This is a genomic window from Corallococcus sp. AB011P (assembly GCF_003611605.1).
Classification (GTDB): domain Bacteria; phylum Myxococcota; class Myxococcia; order Myxococcales; family Myxococcaceae; genus Corallococcus; species Corallococcus coralloides.
Map to the genome: position 1 here is coordinate 595,320 of NZ_RAVX01000003.1, position 18,208 is coordinate 613,527.

At 70.5% G+C, this 18,208-nt stretch carries 7 protein-coding genes (1 of these 7 running past the window's edge); 5 read left to right on the plus strand and 2 right to left on the minus strand.

Features of this window, described 5'->3' with window-relative positions:
- From D7X30_RS12135 to D7X30_RS12150, 4 genes are all read left to right on the plus strand, one after another.
- Window positions 1-10,299, plus strand: partial view of a non-ribosomal peptide synthetase gene (locus tag D7X30_RS12135; RefSeq protein ID WP_158619249.1) — the 3' portion only. Its footprint begins 21,213 nt before the window's first position; only the last 10,299 of its 31,512 coding nucleotides appear in the window; its start codon lies off the left edge, out of view; it ends in the stop codon at window positions 10,297-10,299.
- A 54-nt stretch (window positions 10,300-10,353) separates the two neighbouring features.
- Window positions 10,354-11,022 (plus strand): hypothetical protein, encoded by a 669-nt coding sequence (locus D7X30_RS12140; protein WP_120563047.1) that lies wholly within the window; start codon window positions 10,354-10,356, stop codon window positions 11,020-11,022.
- A gap of 67 nt (window positions 11,023-11,089) precedes the next feature.
- Window positions 11,090-12,436 (plus strand): serine protease, encoded by a 1,347-nt coding sequence (locus tag D7X30_RS12145; RefSeq protein WP_120563048.1) that lies wholly within the window; start codon window positions 11,090-11,092, stop codon window positions 12,434-12,436.
- Window positions 12,424-13,392, plus strand: a complete 969-nt coding sequence (locus D7X30_RS12150; protein WP_120563049.1) for an FHA domain-containing protein — start codon at window positions 12,424-12,426, stop codon at window positions 13,390-13,392. The genes D7X30_RS12145 and D7X30_RS12150 overlap by 13 nt, the downstream gene beginning before the upstream one ends.
- Before the next feature lie 23 nt (window positions 13,393-13,415).
- Here the strand turns inward: D7X30_RS12150 and D7X30_RS12155 are convergent, their stop codons facing one another.
- A complete protein-coding gene (locus D7X30_RS12155; protein WP_120563050.1) occupies window positions 13,416-14,396 on the minus strand; it encodes an aldo/keto reductase in 981 nt (326 codons plus the stop codon).
- 47 nt (window positions 14,397-14,443) lie between these two features.
- On the opposite strand from D7X30_RS12155, the gene D7X30_RS12160 reads away from it, so the two are divergent.
- Complete coding sequence (locus tag D7X30_RS12160; protein ID WP_304984691.1) at window positions 14,444-15,649, plus strand: cytochrome P450; 1,206 nt, start codon at window positions 14,444-14,446, stop codon at window positions 15,647-15,649.
- A 90-nt stretch (window positions 15,650-15,739) separates the two neighbouring features.
- Here D7X30_RS12160 and lon read toward each other — a convergent pair whose 3' ends face one another.
- Entirely contained in the window at window positions 15,740-18,199 is a 2,460-nt protein-coding gene (gene lon, locus D7X30_RS12165) for an endopeptidase La (RefSeq protein WP_120563051.1), read from the minus strand.
- Window positions 18,200-18,208: the final 9 nt, after the last annotated feature.

Here is an 18,208-nt window from a genome sequence, read left to right on the forward strand (position 1 = left end):
TACAACATCGTGCTGCCCGTCCGTCTGGAGGGCGAGCTGGACCTGGGCGTGCTGGAGCGGACCTTCACGGAGCTGGTGCGCCGGCATGAATCGCTGCGCACCACCTTCCACGCGGAAGGCGACCAGCCCGTGCAGCGCATCCACGCGCCCGCGCCTGCGTCGCTCAACGTCGTGGACCTGAGCAGCCTGCCCGACGCGGAGCGCGAGGCCGAGGCGAAGCGCCTGGCCGACGCGGAGACCAACCGCGGCTTCAAGCTGGCCACGGGGCCGCTCATGCGCGCCCTCATCCTGCGCATGTCGCCGACGGAGCACGTGCTGCTCCTGTCGCTGCACCACATCATCACGGACGGCTGGTCCATGAGCCTGCTCGTCCGGGAGATCGCCGCCATCTACGCGGCCTTCCGTGAGGACAAGCCGTCGCCGCTGCCGGAGCTGCCGGTGCAGTACGCGGACTACGCGGGCTGGCAGCGCGACTGGCTGCGCAGCGACGTGATGGGCAAGCACGTGGAGTACTGGCGGCAGCAGCTGTCCGGCGCGCCCTCCGCGCTGGAGCTGCCCACGGACTTCCCGCGTCCGGCGGTGATGACGTACTCGGGCGGCGGCGTGGCGGTGAAGGTGCCGCAGACGCTGTCGCAGCGGATCAAGGCGCTGTGCCGCGAGAAGGGCGTGACGCCGTTCATGTTCCTGCTGGCGGCGTGGCAGGTGCTCCTGGCGCGTCACGCGGGCCAGGATGACATCAGCGTGGGCTCTCCGGCCGCGGGCCGCGGGCACTCGTCGACGGAGGGCATCATCGGCTTCTTCGTCAACACGCTGGTGCTGCGCGCGAAGCTGGAGGGCAACCCGTCCTTCCGCGACGTGCTGACCCAGGTGCGTGACACGGTGCTGTCCGCGCACGTCCACCAGGAGGTCCCGTTCGAGAAGCTGGTGGAGGAGCTGCACCCGGTGCGCGACACCAGCCGCTCGCCGCTCTTCCAGGCCATGTTCGTGCTCCAGGCGGAGGAGCTGTCCGGTCAGGTGTCCGTGGCCGGCCTCACGCTGAAGACGTTCGAGGCGGAAGCGCGCACGGCGAAGTTCGACATGTCCCTGTCGCTGGCTGACGCGTCCGAGGGCTTCCTGGGCCGGCTCGCGTACAACTCCGACCTGTACTCCCGCGCCACCGCCGAACGGCTGATGCAGCACTTCGTGATGATGCTGGAGGGCATCGCCGTGGACATGGATCAGCGCGTGATGGCGCTGCCCCTGATGACGGAGGACGAGGCGCGGCAGGAGCTGGTGGTGTGGAACGACACCCGCGTGGACTTCCCTCGCGAGGCGTGCATCCAGTCGTTCATCGAGGCGCATGCCCGCGCCACGCCGGACGCAGCGGCGCTCGTCTACGAGGACACGTCGCTCACGTTCGCGCAGTTGGACGCGAAGGCGAACCAGTTGGCGCACCACCTGCGCACCCTGGGCGTCGCGCCGGAAGTGCGTGTGGCGCTCTGCCTGGACCGCTCGCTGGACCTGGTGGTCGGCATGCTGGGCGTGCTCAAGGCCGGCGGCGCGTTCGTGCCGCTCGACCCGGCGTACCCCATCGACCGGCTCGACTACATGCTGGAGGACAGCGGCGCCACGGTGCTCGTGACGCGCGGCGAGCCCATGCCGGGCCTGCACGCGGAAGACCGTGTCGGGCTGCACCTGGATGACGTGCGGGACGTCCTCAAGGCACTGCCCACCACGGCGCCGTCCGTGAACATGACCTCCGCCAACCTGGCGTACGTCATCTACACGTCTGGCTCCACGGGCCGTCCCAAGGGCACGCTGCTCCAGCACCAGGGTCTGGTGAACACGGCCATCCAGGCGGGCCGCGCGCACCGCTACGCGCCGGGCAGCCGCGTGCTGCAGTACGCGGCGTCCAGCTTCGACGCCAGCGTGTGCGAGGTGTTCGGCACGCTCGTCGCCGGGGCCACGCTGGTGCTCGCGCCGCGCGACCGGCTGCTGCCGGATGAACCGCTGCGCACGCTGCTCCAGCAGCAGCGCATCACCGCCGTCACCCTGACGCCGTCGGTGCTCGCGCAGCTGGGCACGGAGGGGCTGGAGGGCCTGCGCACCGTCATCTCCGCCGGCGAGGCGCTGAGCGTGGAGCTGGCGCGCAAGTGGGGCGAAGGGCGCTTGATGATCAACGCCTACGGCCCCACGGAGGCCACGGTCTGCGCGACGCTGACCGAGAACGGCGCGAACCCGGAGCGGCTCACCATCGGCAAGCCGTGGGCGAACGTGCAGGTGTACGTGCTGGATGACGCGCTCCGGCCCCAGCCGCCGGGCGTCCCGGGCGAGCTGTACGTGGCGGGCGTGGGTCTGGCGCGTGGCTACCAGGGCCGGCCGGACCTGACGGCGGAGCGGTTCATCCCGAACCCGTTCAGCCAGGATCCCGGCGCGCGGCTGTACCGCACGGGTGACCGCGTGCGGTGGACGTCCCTGGCCGAGCTCGAGTACCTGGGCCGCATCGACTCCCAGGTGAAGGTGCGCGGCTTCCGCATCGAGCTGGGTGAAGTCGAGTCCGTGCTGCTGCACCACGCGGAGGTGCGTGAGGCGGCGGTGGTGGTGCGCGAGGACGCGCCGGGCGACAAGCGCCTGGTGGCCTACGTCGTGCCCCAGGCCGCGGGCACGCTGGACGCGGTGGAGCTGCGCCGCCACCTGAAGACAGAGGTGCCGGAGTACATGGTGCCCTCCGCCTTCGTGGTGCTGGAGGCCCTGCCTCTGACGCCCGCGGGCAAGATCGACCGCAAGGCCCTGCCCGCGCCGACGGGCGAGGTGTCGCGCACGCGCACCTTCGTGGCCGCGCGTACGCCGACGGAGGAGCTGCTCGCGGCCCTCTTCGCGCAGCTGTTGAGCGTGGAGCGCGTGGGCGTGGAGGACCACTTCTTCGAGATGGGCGGCCACTCGCTCATGGCCACGCGGTTGGCGTCGCGCATCCGCGAGGCCTTCGATGTGGAGCTGCCGCTGCGGACGCTCTTCGAGGCGCCCACGGTGACGGACCTGGCCCGGCGCGTGGACGCGCTCGTCGCGCAGGGCAGGGGCGTGAGGGCGCCGCCGCTCGTGGCACTACCGCGCGCGGAGCGGATGCCGCTGTCGTTCGCGCAGCAGCGCCTGTGGTTCCTCAACCAGCTGGAGCCGGACAGCGCCTTCTACAACCTCCCGCTGCCGGTGCGGCTGGAGGGCGCGCTGGACGTGTCCGCGCTGGAGCGCGCCTTCACGGAGCTGGTGCGCCGCCACGAATCGCTGCGCACCACGTTCCCCATGCGCGACGGCCAGCCCGCTCAGGTCATCCAGCCTGCGGCGACGCTGTCGATCCCAGTGGTGGACCTGTCCGGTCAGCCCGAGGATGTCCGCGAGGCCGAGGCCCAGCGTCGGGCCAACGAAGAGGCGCAGCGTCCGTTCCATCTGGCGAACGGCCCGCTGCTTCGCGTGAAGCTGCTCAAGCTGGAGGCCCAGCGGCACGTGCTGCTCGCGACGATGCACCACATCGTCTCCGACGGCTGGTCCATGGGCGTGCTGGTGCGGGAGATGGCGGCCCTCTACGAGGCCTTCGCGTCCGGCCGCGCGCCGTCCCTGCCGGAGCTGCCGGTGCAGTACGCGGACTACGCGGGCTGGCAGCGCGGCTGGCTGCAGGGTGACGTGCTGGCCCAGCAGATGGCGTACTGGAAGCAGCAGCTGACCGGCGCGCCCGCCGCGCTGGAGCTGCCTACGGACCGTCCTCGTCCGGCGGTGCAGACGTACCGGGGCGCCAGCGTGAACCTGCGCGTGGGCAAGCCGGTGACGGACACGCTCAAGGCCCTGGCGCTGAAGGAGGGCGCCACGCCCTTCATGGTGCTGCTGGCCGCGTGGCAGGTGCTGCTCGCGCGCTACTCCGGTCAGGACGACGTGAGCGTGGGCACGCCCATCGCGGGCCGTGGCCGCACGGAGACGGAAGGCCTCATCGGCTTCTTCGTCAACACGCTGGTGCTGCGCACGAAGCTGGAGGGCAACCCGTCCTTCCGCGCGCTGCTGGCCCAGGTGAAGGAGACGACGCTGGGCGCGTACGCGCACCAGGAAGTGCCGTTCGAGAAGCTGGTGGAGGAGCTGGCGCCCACGCGCGACACCAGCCGCACGCCGCTGTTCCAGGTGCTGCTGTCGTTCCAGAACGCGCCGGTGCCGGAGCTGGAGGTCAAGGGCCTCACGCTGCGCGCCGTGCCGCTGGAGCACCGCACCGCGCAGTTCGACCTGAACATGACCTTGTCGGAGGTGGACGGCGAGCTGCGCGGAGCCATGGAGTACAACTCCGACCTGTTCGACGCCGGCACCGCCGAGCGGATGCTGGAGCACCTCCGCGTCCTCCTGGAGGGCGTGGCGTCCCAGCCGGACGTGCCCGTGCAGCGCCTGCCGCTGCTCACCGAGGGCGAGCGGACGCAGCTCCTGACGACGTGGAACGACACGCGGGCCGACTTCCCGCGCGACGCCTGCATCCACCAGCGCTTCGAGGCGCAGGTGGCGCGCACCCCGGACGCGATCGCCGCGACCTTCGAGGGTGAGCAGCTCACGTACCGGCAGCTGGACGCGAAGGCGAACCAACTGGCGCACCACCTGCGCCGGCTGGGCGTGGGGCCGGAGGTGAAGGTCGCCCTGTGCCTGGAGCGCTCGCTGGAGATGGTCATCGCCGTGATGGGCGTGCTCAAGGCCGGCGGCGCCTACGTGCCGCTCGACCCGAAGTACCCGCTGGACCGCCTGTCCTTCATGCTGGAGGACACGCAGGTGCCGGTGGTGCTGACGCAGGACTCGCTGGCGGACGAGCTGCCCGTCACCACCCAGCAGCTCATCAGCCTGGATGGCGACTGGAAGCGGAGCATCTCCCGCGAGCGCGAGGACGCGCCCGTGACGGCGGTGACGGCCGGCAACCTGGCGTACGTCATCTACACGTCCGGCTCCACGGGCAAGCCCAAGGGCGTGGCCATCGAACACCGCGGCGTGTCCAACTACCTGACGTGGTGCTTGTCCGCGTACGGGCTGGATACGGGCGCGGGTGCACCGGTGCACTCGTCGCTCGCGTTCGACCTGACCGTCACCAGCATGCTGGCGCCGCTGGTCGCGGGCCGGGGCGTGGTGATGGTGTCGGAGACGCGAGGCGTGGAAGGCCTGGCGGACGTGCTGCGTGAGGGCACGGGCTTCAGCCTGGTGAAGCTGACGCCCAGCCACCTGCGGCTGTTGTCGGACCTGCTGGGCGCGGACGCGGCGGCGGGGCGCACGGGCGCCTTCGTCATCGGCGGCGAAGCGCTCTTCTCGGAAGAGCTGGCGTTCTGGCGCAAGCACGCGCCGGCCACGCGGCTCATCAACGAGTACGGCCCCACGGAGACGGTGGTGGGATGCTCGGTGCACGTCGTGGCCCCGGAGGATTCCGCCTCCGGCGCGGTGCGCATCGGCAAGCCGCTGCCCAACACGCGGATGTACGTGCTGGATGCGCAGCTGCAACCCGTGCCGGTGGGCGTGCCGGGTGAGCTGTACATCGGCGGCGTGCAGGTGGGCCGCGGCTACCTGGGCCGCCCGGAGCTCACGGCGGAGAAGTTCGTCCCGGATGCGTTCAGCACCGACGGCGGAGCGCGGCTGTACCGCTCCGGCGACCTGGCCCGTTGGCGCGCCGACGGCACGCTGGAGTACATGGGCCGCGTCGACCACCAGGTGAAGGTGCGCGGCTACCGCATCGAGCTGGGGGAGATCGAATCCGCCCTCATGGGCGCCTACGGTGTCCGCGAGTCCGTCGTCGTCGTCCGCGAGGACGTGGCCGGTGACAAGCGACTGGTCGCCTACGTCGCGGGTGACGTGGAGTCCCTGGACCGCAAGGGCCTGCGCGAGCACCTGGAGCGCACGCTGCCGGAGTACATGGTGCCGTCCGCCTTCGTCGTGATGGAGGCGCTGCCGGTGACCTCCAACGGCAAGGTGGACCGCAAGGCGCTGCCCGTCCCCAGCGACGAACGCGCGCAGGACGACGCGTTCATCGCGCCGCGCACTCCCACGGAGCAGCTGCTCGCCGGTGCGTGGAGCGAGCTGCTGAACGTGGACCGCGTGGGCTCGACAGACGACTTCTTCGAGCTGGGTGGACACTCGCTGCTGGCCACGCAGGTGCTGTCGCGCGTCCGGAGCATCTTCCGGATCGACCTGCAGCTGCGGGACGTCTTCAACGCGCCCACGGTGCAGAAGCTGTCCGTCCTCATCGACCAGGCGCTCCAGGCCGGCGCGGGCACCCAGGCGCCCGCCATCGTGCCGCTGCCTCGCGAAGGCCGCCTGCCGCTGTCGTTCGCCCAGCAGCGCCTGTGGTTCCTGCACCAGCTGGATGCGTCCAGCCCGGCCTACAACGTGCCCATGGTCCTTCGCCTGAAGGGCTCGCTGGACGTGATGGCGCTGGAGCAGAGCTTCACGGAGTTGGTGCGCCGGCACGAATCGCTGCGCACGTCGTTCCACCTGGACAACGGACAGGCCACGCAGGTCATCCACCCGGCGGTGTCGCTGCCGCTCCCGGTGGTGGACCTCTCCGACATCGCGGAGCCGGAGCGCCATGACGAGGCCCGCCGGCTCGCGGACGAGGAGGCGGTGCACCCGTTCCAGCTGGCCACCGGCCCGCTGTTGCGCGTGAAGCTGCTCAAGCTGGACGAGGAGGAGCACATCCTCCTGCTCGTCATGCACCACATCGTCTCCGACGGTTGGTCCATGGGCGTGCTGGTGCGCGAGATGGCCGCGTCCTACGAGGCCTTCGCCTCCGGCGGCACGCCGTCCCTGCCGGAGCTGCCGGTGCAGTACGCGGACTACGCGGGCTGGCAGCGCGGCTGGCTCCAGGGCGAGGTGCTGGAGAAGCAGCTCGGCTACTGGAAGCAGCAGCTGTCCGGTGCTCCCTCCGCGATGGAGCTGCCCACGGACCGTCCGCGTCCGGCGGTGCAGACGTCGCACGGCTCCAGCGTCCCGGTGAAGGTCAGCCGGGAGCTGACGGAGACGCTCAGGGCCCTGGCGCTGAAGGAGGGCACCACGCCCTTCATGGTCCTGCTGGCCGCGTGGCAGACGCTGCTGTCTCGCTACTCCGGACAGGATGACATCAGCGTGGGCACGCCCATCGCGGGCCGCCAGCGCGCGGAGACGGAGGGCCTCATCGGCTTCTTCGTCAACACGCTGGTGCTACGCACGAAGCTGGACGGCGACCCCACGTTCCGCGAGCTGCTGGGCCGCGTGCGGGAGACGACGCTGGGCGCGTACGCGCACCAGGAGGTCCCGTTCGAGAAGCTGGTGGAGGAGCTGGCGCCCACGCGCGACACCAGCCGCACGCCGCTGTTCCAGGTGTCCATGACGCTGCAGAACGCGCCAGAGGGGTCGTTCAACCTGACCGACCTGGCACTGGAAGGCGTGGAGGTGGAGCACCGCACCGCGAAGTTCGACCTGTCGCTGGGCCTCACGGAGACGGCGAACGGCATCGAAGGCGGGCTCGAGTTCAACACCGACCTGTTCGACGCGAGCACCGCCGAGCGGCTCGCCCGGCACCTGGGCGTGTTGCTGGCGGGCATCGGGGCGAACCCGGACGCGCGGCTGCACCAACTGCCGCTGCTCACGGAGGAGGACCGCACGCAGGTGGTGACGGACTGGAACACGTCCTTCCGCTTCCCGGTGGACGCGTGCCTGCACACGCTGTTCGAGCGCCAGGCTGCGCGCACCCCGGATGCCATCGCGGTCACCTACGCCGAACAGCGCCTCACGTACCGCGAGCTGGACACGCGGGCGAACCAGCTGGCGCACCACCTGCGCACGCTGGGCGTGGGGCCGGAGGTACTGGTAGGCCTCGCGGTGGAGCGCTCGCTGGAGCTGATGGTGGGCCTGTTGGCCATCCTCAAGGCTGGCGGCGCGTACCTGCCCATGGATCCGGCGTACCCGCGGGATCGCCTGGAGTTCATGGTGGAGGACGCGCGCGTGCCGGTGGTGCTCACCCAGCAGCACCTGCTGGACGTGGTGCCGTCGGGCGCGGCGAAGCGCCTGTGCCTGGACTCGGATGCCGCCGCGTGGGCCTCCGCGCCCACCACCACGCCGGACAGCGGCGTGGCTCCGCATCACCTGGCGTACGTCATCTACACGTCTGGCTCCACGGGCCGGCCCAAGGGCGCGCAGATTGAGCACGCCCAGGTGGTGCGCCTCTTCGACGGCACGAAGCACTGGTTCGACTTCGGCGCGAAGGACGTGTGGACGCTGTTCCACTCGTACGCCTTCGACTTCTCCGTCTGGGAGATGTGGGGCGCGCTGCTGTACGGCGGCAAGCTGGTGGTGGTGCCCTACGAGGTCAGCCGCACGCCCGCGGACTTCCACGCGCTGCTCAAGCGCGAGGGCGTCACGGTGCTCAACCAGACGCCGTCCGCCTTCCGTCAGCTCATCCAACACGAGGAGCGCACGGGCGACCACGAGGGCCTGTCCCTGCGCACGGTCGTGTTCGGCGGCGAGGCGCTGGAGTTCGGCAGCCTGCGTCCGTGGTACGCGCGGCACGCGGACAACGCGCCGGTGCTCGTCAACATGTACGGCATCACCGAGACGACCGTTCACGTGACCTACCGCGCACTCAAGGCGGCGGACGCGGAGGGCGGGCGCGGCAGCGAGGTCGGCGTGGCGATCCCGGACCTCCAGGTGTACGTGCTGGATGCGCACGGACAGCCGGTGCCTCCGGGCGTCACGGGTGAGATGTACGTGGGCGGCGACGGCCTGAGCCGCGGCTACCTGGGCCGGCCGGAGCTGACCGCGCAGCGCTTCATCCCGGATCCGTTCAGCACTCGGCCCGGGGCGCGGCTCTACCGCTCCGGCGACCTGGCGCGGTGGCGTCCCGACGGCACGCTGGAGTACCTGGGCCGTGCGGACTTCCAGGTGAAGGTGCGCGGCTTCCGCATCGAGCTGGGCGAAATCGAAGCGGGCCTGCTCTCGCACCCGAGCGTGCGCGAGGCCGTGGTGCTGGTGCGCGAGGACGTGCCGGGCGACAAGCGCCTGGTGGCGTACCTGGTGGGCGCGCCGGGCCAGAGCGTGGCGGGAGTCCCGGAGCTGCGCGAACAGCTGCGGCGCACGCTGCCGGAGTACATGGTGCCGTCCGCCTTCATGACGCTGGAGTCGCTGCCGCTCACGTCCAACGGCAAGGTGGACCGCCGCGCGCTGCCCGCGCCGGACACCACGCGCGCGGAAGGCTCCACGCTGGTGGTGGCGCGCACGCCGCTTCAGCTGCAACTGGTCCGCGTCTGGGAGGAGACGCTCGGGATGTCGCCCATTGGCATCCGCGACGACTTCTTCGACCTGGGCGGCCACTCCATGCTGGCGGTGCAGCTCATGGGCCGCATCCAGCAGCTCACCGGCAAGAACCTGCCCCTGGCGTCGCTGTTCCAGGCGTCGACGGTGGAGCAGCTGGCCGCGCTGTTGGAGGCCGAGTCACGCGCCTGGTCGCCGCTGGTGGCGCTGAAGCCGGAGGGCACGAAGCCTCCGCTGTTCGCCATCCACCCGGCGGGCGGCGGCGTCCTCTGCTACGTGGACCTGGCGCGTGAGCTGGACGCGGATCAGCCGTGCTACGGCCTGCAGGCGCGGGGCACCGAGGGCGAGGAGCCCCTGGGCACCGTGGCGGAGATGGCCGCGCTGTACCTGGCGTCCGTGCGCGAGGTGCAGCCGCACGGGCCCTACCACCTGGCGGGCTGGTCGCTGGGCGGCATCATCGCCTTCGAGATGGCGCGGCAGCTGCGCGCCGTGGGCGAAGAGGTGGCGCTGCTGGCGAGCATCGACGCGTACACCGTGCAGCACATGGTGCCGGACAAGACGCCGGAGCAGGTCCTGGAGGACATGCTCACCTCCGAGCTCACCATGATGCTGGCGGCCACCACGGGCCGCGACCCCCTGGAGCTGCGCGAGCGCATCTCGCAGATGACGCAGGCGGAGCGCGTGAACTACTTCTACGAAGTGGGCAGCCAGGGTGACACGCAGATCGCCGACGTGGGCGTGGAGCGCGTGCGCAACCTGTACCGGGTGTTCGAGTCCACCTCGCGCGCCTTCACGCAGTACGACGCGAAGCCGCTCGACGGGAAGCTCGTGCTGCTGCGCGCCAGCCAGCGTCCGGACACGCGTGAGCACACCGGCTGGGAGGAGTTCGTCACCGGCGGCGTGGAGGTCGTGGACATGCCGGGCACGCACATGACGATGATGCGCAAGCCGCTGATCACCAACGTGGCGCGGGAGCTCCAGTCCCGCATCGTCACGCACACGACGCCGGTGGACGATCTGAAGAAGAAGATCGGGTAGCGGCGGGGCAGGGGAGCGGGCGTGGCGCGGGCTTCGGGGTTATCCTCGGGGCCCGTGCTCCTGCCCGTCCTCACCGGTGTGTGGTTGTCGCTGTCCGGTGCGCTCGGCACGGAGCTGCGGCGGGACGGCTACAGCTTCCGGCCTCCGGACACGTTCCGGATGACGCGCTGGGAGCGCTACACCGGTTCGCAGGTGGGCGCGGTGTCGGAGGACGGCGTGCGCACGCGCGGCCTGTCCGCGGCGCTGGCGGACGGAGAGGGCCCGGACGCGGCCACGTTCCTCATCGCCGTGGTGGACGGGGACTTCTCCGCCAGTCCATCCGAGCGCGATTCCTTCTCCACCGCCGTGGTCCAGCACTTCCAACGGGAGCTGGGCGTGGCGCTGACGCCGGAGCGGGTGGACCGCGTGGGCGGGCCCGTGCCTCGGGTGGAGGTGCTGGGGACGCTCCGTGAAGCAGGGCAGGTGCGCACGGTGCTGGTGACGGGGCTGGCCTCCGAAGGCCGCCACGCAGTGGTGACGGTCAGCGCGCCCGCCGCCCGCTGGGACGCCCTGGCCCCCGGGGTGCGCGCCTCGCTGGAGACCTTCCGCATGGAGGCCCCGGTGGCGGGCGTCGTCTCCCGGCGGCTTGCAGGAGCTTTGGCGGGCACCCTGGCCGGGGCCCTGCTGGTGTCGTACGCGGCCTGGCGCCGTCGCCGGCAGGGGGAGGGGCCGGCCACTCCGTAGTGTGGCCTGACAGGAGGGCCAAGGCGTCCCCCGGTGGGGCTCGCGGTGGGATACGGTGCCACCGCCCATGTTCTCCCTTCTCCTTGTCGCCGTGCTCGCGCAGGGGCCCGCGGCTCCTCCGGAGCCTTCGGCGTCCCCAGCCCCGCCGGTCCTTCCGGCGCCGGACGCTGGCGTCGCGGACGCGGTGGTGCCGTCCCTGCCGGTGGCGTCGCTGACTCCGGCCACGCACGAGCTGTTCCGCCGCATCCAGGGCCGCGTCTCGCAGGTGCGCATCATCGAGCGCCGCTCCGGGACGAAGTCCTCCATTGGCTCCGCGTTCTTCGTGAGCGCGAAGGGCCACGCCCTCACGAACTACCACGTCGTCTCCGACCTGGTGCTCCACCCGGAGGACTACACCGCGGAGCTGGACCGCGGCGACGCGACGGTGCCGGTGCGTCTGCTCGCGGTGGACGTGGCGAGCGACCTGGCCGTCATCCAGGTGGACGCCCCCATCAGTGACTACTTCACGCTGGAGGAGCACGAACCGCCGCAGGGCACGCGCCTGTTCGCCATGGGCAACCCGCGCGACCTGGGCACCACCATCGTGGAGGGCACCTATAACGGCCTGGTGCGCGACGCCCTCTACGAGCGCGTGCACTTCACCGGCGCCATCAACCCCGGCATGAGCGGCGGGCCCACGCTCAGCGGAGAAGGCGGCGTCGTGGGCGTCAACGTGGCCACCATGGGCAACCAGGTGGGCTTCCTGGTGCCGGTGGCCCGTGCACGGGCGCTGCTCGACCGGGCGCTGGAGCAGGAAGCGCCTCCGGATCCGGCCGCGCTGATGACGTCCGTGAAGGATCAGCTGCTGGCCAACCAGCAGCGCATCACCGACCGGCTGATGGCCACGGACCTGCCGAAGCAGTCGCTGGGCGAGTACCGCGTCCCCGGCCGCTGGAGCCCCTTCCTCAAGTGCTGGGGCGACACGCCGCATGATCCGGAGACGCCCTACACGGTGACGAGCTACCAGTGCTCCTCCGAGGAGGACATCTTCCTGTCCTCCAGCCACCGCACGGGCGTGGTGGCCTACCTGCACCAGCACGTCGAAAGCCAGAAGCTGGGCGCGATGCGCTTCTCCGCGCTCTACAGCACGCTCTTCTCCCAGGACCCGGACGCGGTGGCCGCCACGCGCGAGGACGTCACCAACTTCCGCTGCAAGTCGGAGTTCGTGGACGTGAACGGCCTCACGGTGCGCGCCGCCATCTGCCTGCGGGCCTACCGCCGCTTCCCGGGCCTCTACGACCTGGTGCTGCGCGCGGCCACGCTGAACGCATCCACGCGCGGCGTGGACACCAGCCTCACGTTGGGCGGCTTCTCCGCGGAGAACGCTCGCAAGCTGGCGCGCCGCTACCTGGAGGGTCTGTCGTGGGCGAAGTGATCTTCTTGGAGGTGCTGGAAGGGGACGCCGTCCAGTCCCGCCACCGGCTGGACATGCTGCCGGTGACGGTGGGGCGCGGCTATGCCAACGACATCATCCTGGACGACCCGAAGGTCTCCGCCGAACACCTGCGCCTGGAGCGGCGCGAGGACGGCGCGGTGGTGCTGCATGACGTGGGCAGCGTCAACGGCACCTTCAGCGTGGAGCCGTGGGCGGCGCTGAAGGAGCTGGTCATCACTCCGGACGCGCGTGTGTCCGTGGGGGACACGGTGCTGCGCTTCCGGCCCCGCTCCTTCGTGGTGGAGGACACGGTCGTCAACGAAGCCCCCGAAGCCCCCAGCGAGCGCCTGCTCGAGCGCCCCCGGGCCTTCGCGCTCACGTTGCAGGCGCTGGTCGTGACGTCCTTCATCTCCGAGCGGGTGACCCAGTTCCGGAAGACGGACTGGGGCGACCTGCTGATGTCCGCGGTGGTGCCCCTGGGACTGGCGCTCCTGTGGGCCGGGGGCTGGTCGCTGGCGAGCCGCATCGCGCGCAAGCGCTTCCACTTCCGCGTGCACACCACCATCGCCGCCCTGGTGCTGCTGGGCTTCGCGCTTCTACCGCCCCTGTTCGCGCTCGTGAGCTTCAGCTTCTCGCTGGGCTCGTGGCTGGCTTTCGGACGCATGCTGGCCGTGCTGGGACTGGTGGGGTGGGGGCTCTACTGGCACCTGCGCTACGTGACGCGCTGGAGCGGCAAGCGGGTGGTTCGCGGGCTCGTCATCGCGTCGGTGGGCGTGATGGTCCTCACGAACGCGTCGGATCTCCTGGGCAACGAGCCCTTCAGCGAGGAGCTGGAGTTTCCCCGCTCGCTCCTGCCGCCGGTGCTGCGCCTGGCCCCGGCGCACTCCATGGACTCGTTCTTCGAGGACGTGAAGCCGCTGGAGAAGAAGGTGGACGCGCTCGTGAAGGAGCGCTGAGGCGCGTCCACCCCTGGCACCGCCTACAGGCCGCGCACCGCGTGCGGCTTGTAGGGGGCCTCCAGCGCCTTCACCTCTTCCGGCGCGAGCTTGAGGCTCACGGCCTTCACCGCGTCCTCCAGGTGCTCGGGCTTCGTCGCGCCGATGATGGGCGCGGTGACGACGGGCTTGGACAACAGCCACGCCAGGGCCACCTGCGCGGGCGGGGCCTTGCGCGCCTCCGCCACCTGCTTCACCGCCTCCACCACGTCCCAGTCCCCGGGCTGGTTGTAGAGGATGGGCGACAGCGTGTCGGAGCCCGCGCGCGTCGTGGCCTCCTTGTCGTCCAGCGACTTGCGCGAACCCGCGAGCAGCCCTCGCGCCAGCGGCGACCACGGGATGACGCCCACGCCCTCCGCCTCGCAGAGGGGCAGCATCTCCCGCTCCTCCTCGCGGTAGACCAGGTTGTAGTGGTTCTGCATGGACACGAAGCGCGCCCAGCCGTTGCGCTCGGACGCGCTGAGCGCGCGCATGAACTGCCACGCGTACGCGGAGCTCGCTCCCAGGTAGCGCACCTTCCCCTGGCGCACGAGCTGATCCAACGCGGCCAGCGTCTCCTCGATGGGCGTGTTCGGGTCCATCCGGTGGATTTGATAGAGGTCGATGGTCTCCACGCCCAGCCGCTTGAGGCTCGCCTCGCACGCTTGCGTGATGGCCTTGCGCGACAGGCCGCGCTCGTTCTGGCCGCTGCCCGTGGGGAAGTAGACCTTCGTGGCCAGCACCACTTCATCCAGCTTCGCGTACTTGCGCAGCGCGCGGCCCGTCACCTCTTCACTGACCCCGTCCGAGTACATGTTCGCGGTGTCGAAGAAGGTGACGCCCAGCTCCACCGCGCGGCGGAAGAAGGGCTGCGCCGCCTCTTCGTCCAGCACCCACGGGCGCCACTTCGGGGTGCCGTAGCTCATGCAGCCCAGGCAGATGCGGGAGACCCGCAGGCCGGTGTGTCCCAGGTTGGCGTACTTCATGGGTCCGCTCCTTCGTGTGTGGTGCCAGAGAGGTTCGCTGCTTGCGTATGCCCAGCATGAGCGAGCGCTTCAACCTCCTGTCGCCGGAAGTGAAGGCCAACCCCTATCCCACCTACGCCCGCATGCGCCGCGAGGCCCCCGTGTGTCAGGTGGAGCCCGGTGGCATGTGGGCCGTGTCGCGCCATGAGGACGTGCTGCGCGTCCTCAAGGACCCCCAGCGCTTCTCCTCGCAGGGCTTCCGCGTGGCCACCAACCCGCCCTGGCTGGGCGGCAATCCCTTCTCCGAGTCCATGCTCACCATGGACCCGCCCCAGCACGGCCGCCTGCGGGTGCTGGTGCAGAAGGCGTTCGGCGGCGCCGCCATGGCCCGGCTGGAGCCCCGCGTGAGGGACATCTGCCGGCAGGCGGTGGCGGAGCTGCCCCGCGGCGTGCCCGTGGACCTGATGCCTCCGTACGCGCTGCGCATCCCGGCCGCCGTCATCAGCGAGCTGCTGGGCCTGGACCCCTCGCGCGCCACGCGCCTGAAGCAGTGGGCGGACCTGATCACGGGTGGCGTCACCACCGTCCGGCCGGACGAAGAGGACCGCAAGCAGAAGGCCCGCGACGCGGTGGCGGAGCTGCGCCAGTACTTCGGCGAGGTGCTGGACGCCCGCGCCCGCGCGCCCGGCACGGACCTGGTCAGCGAGCTGCAACAGGCCCGCGTGGATGGCGAGGCCCTGTCGAAGGACGAGCTCATCGCCTTCATGGCGCTCCTGCTGGTGGGCGGCATCGAGACAGTGGTGCACCTGCTGGGCGCGTCGCTCGTCGTGCTGAGGGAACACCCGGAGATCTGGGCCCAGCTGCGCTCGGACCGTTCGCGCATCCCCGCCTTCATCGACGAGGTGCTGCGCTACGAACCGCCCGCCCAGGCCGCGCCGCGCCTCACCACGGAGGCGGTGGAGCTGGGCGGGGTGAGCCTGCCCAAGGGCGCCCCGGTGCTGGTGCTCCTGGGCTCCGCCGCGCACGACGAGGCGCACTTCCCGGACGGCGACCGCTTCAACCTATCCCGCCCCGGCCCGCAGAACCTGCCCTTCGGCCACGGCGTCCACTTCTGCCTGGGCGCGCAGCTGGCGCGCATGGAGGGCCGCCTGGCCCTGGAGGCCCTGCTGGACGCCTTCCGCCACCTGCAGGCCGGCCCGGAGCCCATGACGTGGCACCGCACGCTGGTGGTGCGTGGGCCCGCCACGCTGCCGCTCGTCCTGCACCCGCACTGATGCGAAAGCAGGGCAGGGCAGCCCCGAAAAGACGACGGGCAGGTCCCCGATGAAGGGAACCTGCCCGCGTCACTGCTTCACGTCAGGGACTTACGCCCGGACTTCCGCCGGGGGCGTGTCCGTGGTGGGCGCCGTGATCGCGGCGCCCTCCTTGAACGGAGACGTCTCCAGCGCGGCGTTGAGGACCTCGTCCATCTTCGTGGCGAAGATGAACTCCAGCTCGTTCTTCGCCTGATCCGGCACGTCGATCAGGTCCTTGCGGCAACGCTCCGGCAGGATGACGCGCTTGATGCCCGCGCGGTGCGCCGCCAGGACCTTCTCCTTGATGCCGCCCACCGGCAGCACCAGGCCACGCAGCGTGGCCTCGCCCGTCATCGCCGTGTCGTGCCGCACCCGGATGCCCGTCAGCAGGCTGGTGAGCGCGGTCAGGATGGTGACGCCGGCCGAAGGACCATCCTTGGGGATGGAGCCCGCGGGGAAGTGCAGGTGCAGGTCCGTCTTCTCCAGGAAGTTGGACGGGATGCCCAGCGCCTCCGCCTTGCTGCGCAGGTAGCTCAGCGCCGCCGTGGCGGACTCCTTCATCACGTCGCCCAGCTGGCCGGTCAGGGTCATGCCGCCCTTGCCCGCCATCTTGGTCGCTTCGATGAAGAGCAGGTCGCCGCCCGCCGCGGTCCACGCGAGGCCCGTCGCCACACCGGGAACCTCCGTGCGCTCCGCGACCTCCGAGTAGAACATCTCGGGCCCGAGGATCTCCTTCACGCGCTCCGCGCCGATGGTCTGCTTCTCCAGCTTGCCACCGGCCACTTCCACCGCCACCGCGCGGCAGATGTCCGCGATGCGGCGCTCCAGGTTACGCACGCCCGCCTCGCGGGTGTACGACGTGGTCAGGATGAGCAACGCCTCGTCCTGCACCTCGATGTGGTCCCCGTTGAGGCCGTGCTCCTTGAGCTGCTTCGGCACGAGGTGGATGCGGGCGATGGCCTGCTTCTCCTCGAACGTGTAGCCCGTCAGCTCGATGATCTCCATGCGGTCCCGGAGCGGCCCGGGGATGGGATCCAGCTGGTTCGCCGTGGCGACGAACATGACCTTCGACAGGTCGAACGCCACGTCCAGGTAGTGGTCGCTGAACGTGCTGTTCTGCTCCGGGTCCAGCACCTCCAGCAGCGCCGCGCTCGGGTCGCCGCGGAAGTCCGCGCCCAGCTTGTCGATTTCGTCCAGCATCATGACCGGGTTCTTCGTCCCGGCCTTCTTCATGCTCTGGATGAAGCGGCCCGGCAGCGCGCCCACGTACGTGCGGCGGTGGCCACGGATCTCGGCCTCGTCACGCACGCCGCCCAGGGACAGGCGCACGAACTTGCGGCCCGTGGCCTTGGCCACGCTCTGGCCCAGCGACGTCTTGCCGACGCCCGGGGGACCGACGAGGCACAGGATGGGCCCGCGCATGTCGTTCTTCAGCTTGCGGACGGCCAGGTACTCCAGGATGCGCTTCTTCACCTTCTTGATGCCGAAGTGATCCTTGTCCAGCTGCTGGCGCGCGTTCTCGATGTCGAGGTTGTCCTCGCTGATCTTCGACCACGGCAGGTCCGCGATCCAATCCAGGTAGGTGCGCGCGACGGTGTACTCGCTGGAGGCCGCCGGGATCGTCTTCAGGCGGTTGAGCTCCTTCTGGGCGACCTTCTCCACCTCAGGGGGCAGGGCGGCCTTCTTCAGGCGCTCCTGGAGCTCGTCCAGCTCCTCTTCCTCTTCGCCCATCTCGCCGAGCTCTTCCTTGATCGCCTTGAGCTGCTGGCGCAGGTAGTACTCGCGCTGGGTCTTCGACATCTCGCCCTTCACGGCGGAGTCGATCTTGTTGGAGAGCTTGAGGATCTCGCGCTTGCGGTTGAGCAGCTCCAGGACGAGCTTCATGCGCGCCTTGAGGTCGACCGTCTCCAGCACGGCCTGCTTCTCCTCGATGGGCACGTCCACGTTGGCGGCGATGAGGTCCGCCAGGTGGCCCGGATGCGTGATGCTCTCCACCAGCTCCGTGGCGGCGGCGGGCAGCTCGGGCATCAGCTCGATGACCTCGCGCGCCAGCTTCTTCAGGTTGATGCCCAGGGCCTCCACTTCGACGTTCTCGCTGGAGGTCTTGTCCTCCACCGCGTCGACGCGGGCCTTGAGGTAGGGCGCTTCCTGGACCAGCTCCATCACGCGGAAGCGCGCGAGGCCCTGGACCACGAGCGAGTAGTTGTCCTCGCCCATCTTCAAGAGCTTCACGATGCGGGCGACGGTGCCCATCGTGTACAGGTCGGACGCGCCCGGATCCTCTTCCTCGGCGCGGCGCTGCGTCACGACGCCGATGACCTGGTCGTCACGGACGGCGTCCTTGATCAGCGCGATCGTCTTCTGGCGGCCGACGGCCAGGGGCAGCACACCGCCGGGGAAGAAGACACTGTTGCGCAGCGGCAGGATGGGCAGCACCTGCGGAATGTCTTCCTTGTTGATGAGCCCCGGAGGGGCCATCGCGGTGGGCATGGCGCTGGCCGCGGTGCCCTTCTTCTTCTCGTCAGACATGGGAGTTCG

Bases quoted from the DNA above. Each gene is read 5' to 3' on its own strand.
- D7X30_RS12155 (WP_120563050.1), bottom strand. From the start codon at position 14,396: ATGAAGTACGCCAACCTGGGACACACCGGCCTGCGGGTCTCCCGCATC.
- lon (WP_120563051.1), bottom strand. From the start codon at position 18,199: ATGTCTGACGAGAAGAAGAAGGGCACCGCGGCCAGCGCCATGCCCACC.
- D7X30_RS12145 (WP_120563048.1), top strand. From the start codon at position 11,090: ATGTTCTCCCTTCTCCTTGTCGCCGTGCTCGCGCAGGGGCCCGCGGCT.
- D7X30_RS12160 (WP_304984691.1), top strand. From the start codon at position 14,444: ATGCCCAGCATGAGCGAGCGCTTCAACCTCCTGTCGCCGGAAGTGAAG.